The organism is Romboutsia sp. (assembly GCF_051659545.1).
Taxonomy (GTDB): domain Bacteria; phylum Bacillota; class Clostridia; order Peptostreptococcales; family Peptostreptococcaceae; genus JBOFOR01.
In genome coordinates, this window is the sequence record NZ_JBOFOR010000204.1 from 1 (window position 1) to 3,736 (window position 3,736).

Annotated in this window: 5 protein-coding genes; 4 read left to right on the forward strand and 1 reads right to left on the reverse strand. The window is 27.4% G+C overall.

Features of this window, described 5'->3' with window-relative positions:
• The 3 genes from ACRC03_RS11185 to ACRC03_RS11195 all read left to right on the forward strand — a co-directional run.
• On the forward strand, positions 1 to 225 hold a 225-nt coding region (locus tag ACRC03_RS11185), incomplete at its 5' end, for a pyrroline-5-carboxylate reductase dimerization domain-containing protein (RefSeq protein WP_438652649.1).
• Between the two features lie 204 nt (positions 226 to 429).
• Positions 430 to 1,611 carry a MalY/PatB family protein gene (locus ACRC03_RS11190; RefSeq protein WP_438652650.1) on the forward strand — a complete coding sequence of 394 codons (1,182 nt, stop codon included), beginning with the start codon at positions 430 to 432 and terminating at the stop codon, positions 1,609 to 1,611.
• Positions 1,612 to 1,627: 16 nt separating this feature from the next.
• A complete protein-coding gene (locus ACRC03_RS11195) occupies positions 1,628 to 1,897 on the forward strand; it encodes a hypothetical protein (RefSeq protein WP_438652651.1) in 270 nt (89 codons plus the stop codon).
• 192 nt (positions 1,898 to 2,089) lie between these two features.
• Here the strand turns inward: ACRC03_RS11195 and ACRC03_RS11200 are convergent, their stop codons facing one another.
• A complete protein-coding gene (locus ACRC03_RS11200; RefSeq protein WP_438652652.1) occupies positions 2,090 to 2,698 on the reverse strand; it encodes a S24 family peptidase in 609 nt (202 codons plus the stop codon).
• Between the two features lie 359 nt (positions 2,699 to 3,057).
• Here ACRC03_RS11200 and ACRC03_RS11205 point away from each other — a divergent pair.
• Positions 3,058 to 3,736 (forward strand): hypothetical protein (locus ACRC03_RS11205; RefSeq protein ID WP_438652653.1); only part of this gene is annotated, 679 nt, incomplete at its 3' end.

The window sequence follows — 3,736 nt, forward strand, 5'->3', positions numbered from 1 at the left end:
GATGGAATGCCTAGAGACAAGGCATATACATTTGCTTCACAGGTAGTTTTAGGAAGTGCTAAGATGGTCATAGATACTAAAAAACATCCAGGAGAATTAAAGGATATGGTATGTTCTCCAGGAGGTACTACTATAGAAGCGGTACGTGTTTTAGAAGAAAGAGGATTTAGAAGCTCAATTATTGAGGGTATGAAAGCTTGTGTAAAAAAAGCTAGAGAATTATAAAATATAAAAATTTAATAAGAATTATATATCAAAGAGAATATCGCACTAAAAATAGTTCGATATTCTTTTGTGAAATTTTATCATAATGAAAAATATTAAATAATATTGTAAAATAATATTGAACAAAAGTTGTTGGCATAATAGTTGCTATATAAAATAATAGAAAAAATAACAATGAAAATACTATCAAGGAGGTTTGATATTATGATTTACAATTTTGACAAGAACGTAGATAGAAGTAAAAATAATTCAGTAAAATGGGAAGAAATAGGGCTAAACTTTGGGGATAATGATTTACTTCCTATGTGGGTAGCAGATATGGACTTTGAAACAGCACCAGAAATATTAGAAGCTATGAATAATAAATTAAATCAAAAAATATTTGGATATGTTTCAAGACCAGACTCTTATTTTGAAAGTGCTGTAAATTGGACCCAAAAACGATATGGATATGATATAGACCCTAAAACATTAATTCATTCACCTGGAGTTATACCAACTATATCTTTAATAGTAAGACTTTTTACAAGTGAAAATGATAAAATTATGATACAAAACCCTGTTTATACTCCTTTTTCAAATACTGTTAAACTAAATAATAGAAAATTAGTTATAAATTCATTAATTGAAAAAGATGGGAAATATATAATAGATTTTGAAGATCTTGAGAATAAAGCTAAAGATCCGGATTTAAAATGGTTTATACTATGTAATCCTCACAATCCAGTAGGTAGAGTATGGACAAAAGAAGAGTTAGAAAAGTTAGCACATATTTGTTTAAAAAATGATGTTAGAATTATTGCAGATGAAATATGGAGAGATATAGTATATAAAAAGCATAAACATATTTCAATAGCTTCATTATCTAAAGAAATAGAGGATATAACAATAACTTGTTTTTCTGCAACAAAAACATTTAATATAGCAGGACTTCAAGCTTCATTTGTATCATTTCAAAGAATAGAAGAATTCAATAGCTTTAATAAAGAACTTGAAATCCTAGATATTAGAAGAAATAATCCATTTAACTTAGTAGCAGTAGAAGCTGCATTTAATAAAGGGGAAGAGTGGCTAAATGAGTTATTAGAGTATTTGGAAGCTAATGTTGATTATGTAGAAAAATATATAAAAGAAAATGTTCCAAAAATTAATGTTATAAAACCAGAAGGTACTTATTTAATGTGGCTTGATTTTAGAAATTTAAAGTTAGATAATGATGAACTTTCTAGGGTACTTAAGGAAGAAGGGAAAATAGCTTTAAGCAATGGGTATAGTTTTGGTGAAGAAGGAAGTGGCTTTGTAAGAATGAATATAGCTTGCCCAAGGTATATGGTAGAAGAGGGGCTTAGTAGGATAAAGAAAGCAGTTGATTCTATTATAAAGTAGTGAAACTATTGGTTTCTTGTTTTGTTGGGTATCGGCATTAGTAAAGGCACCAGGAACTTGTGGTGCGATATCTATAGCTTGTGCAACTTTTTCAATATTTTTGTACCTAGGAATTTTTGAGGTATTTATTCTTAGAAAGAGGACTACTCGAAATCCAAAACTTTATCATGCTCCACTATTACCAGTGCTTCTAATAGTGGGCTTATTGGGAGAGGGTTACTTATTATTTGCTACTTTTAAAGATTCACCATCGAGTGATTTATTAGGAGTAGGAGTGACTTTATAGGGGTTACCAGTATACTATTATTGAAAAAATAAGAAAACACTACCATCAACTAAATAATAACATAAAGGTCTAAAATATTATGTATTTTAGACCTTTATGTTATTATTTAGTTTGAAGTGTAGCAATTTGAATACTTGGTGACCTAGTATTTTATATAAGGGTGTGAATATAGCAACTAGAACAAATACAAAATTAAACGAAGTCCCTAAAAAATCCAATAACAACTCCTAAAATTTTAACTTTTTTAGAGTTGACTGTAATAAACTCTTCGTTACCATCTTCACAAGCTAATTTAATTGTATTATCATCTTTAAAAAATCTATTAATAGTATAGTGCTCCTTATTAACAATGGCTAAAATGATATCATTATTAGCAATACGCCTTGAAGTATCGATCATAACGTAATCGCCATTAAAAATCCCAATACTAGCAATATCACCCATGTGATTTTTATATATAGAAATACTATCTCGATTTACTCCATAAGGACCAAAAACTCCATTTAAAATCTTAGGATTAATACCAGGGATCTTAGACAAATCTACATGATACTTATTAGAAGCTTTTTTAAATTCATCGTATGTAATTTCTGTAATAGTTAAAGATCTAGGTTTTGTAGGATCTTTTTTTATATAACCCTTTTTTTCAAGCGCCTTTAAATGAGAATGAATTGTAGAATCAGATTTTAAGCCTATGGCAGAGCGAATTTCTTTTAAACTTGGAGAATAACCTCTTAATTCAATGTATTTTTTTATATAAGTTAGCATTCTTAATTGGTTTATATTTAAGCTTCGATCCATAAATAAATCCCCCCTTCAGTATTTATGTATTTATTAAACATACTTATATATATTATATCAGAAAAGTATAGAATCAAAACTGATGTTCTTAGAATAAATATTGCTTTATGAACTAACTATATCTTTTGTAATTTTACCTAAAACTAAAAAACTAAGCTATAATTTTAAATTAAATCTAATATCATTGTAAAACATTAACAGATATTGTAAAATATTCAATGATACACTAGCAATAAAAAAGAGTAAACTTCAGTTAATAAATAATAAATAGCATGATTACCTTATGAGTAATCTTAAGACATAGTATAAGCTTTAAATAGAGAAAAATAGTATAATAATACATACCAAAGGAGGAAAAAATGAAATTTATTTATTACGTAAAAAAAGCAACTAAGATGTTATTAATAGGAAGAACTAATAATATAAATCTAATAGCACTAGAACTTAATACAATGGAAGAATTAGCGGGAGGAAGCTTATACTATATGTATACATCTGACACAGTAACAAATGAGTATATCTATTTATATCTAGTAAATAAATATAAGTTTGAAATTGAATATACAGGTAATAGCTTACCAATTGTAAATACAGAGTTATACAATTTTGATTTTGAAAAAAACTTTGAAAGATTTACAAATGTACAAAACATACACGAAAGTTTAAAAGTACCAAACTCAAAAGACATGATTAATATTACATATTCACAAGAGTCTAGAGAACATATAATGCTTAATAGAGGATTAATATTAGAGCATGATAAAAAATATACTGAAACTGATGGTCAAATGGAGATATTAACCCTTCAACTAACAGAAAAAGATCACTTAACCAAGAAAAATGAAAAGGATAATATGTTTAGTAGTGTATATAAGCTAAATGCATCATATAGCGAAACACCTATTATAACAGTTGAAAGAATTGATATTGATGGAAATTTAGTAAGGGAAGACTTGGTAACTGGAAATCTTAACATAGCTGATGGTACAATGGACCTTACTTTTTATATAGACAAAATGATGTATATAAAAGATATTT

Excerpts from the sequence above, each read along its gene's own strand:
- ACRC03_RS11200 (WP_438652652.1), bottom strand. The coding sequence starts at position 2,698 with ATGGATCGAAGCTTAAATATAAACCAATTAAGAATGCTAACTTATATA.
- ACRC03_RS11190 (WP_438652650.1), top strand. The coding sequence starts at position 430 with ATGATTTACAATTTTGACAAGAACGTAGATAGAAGTAAAAATAATTCA.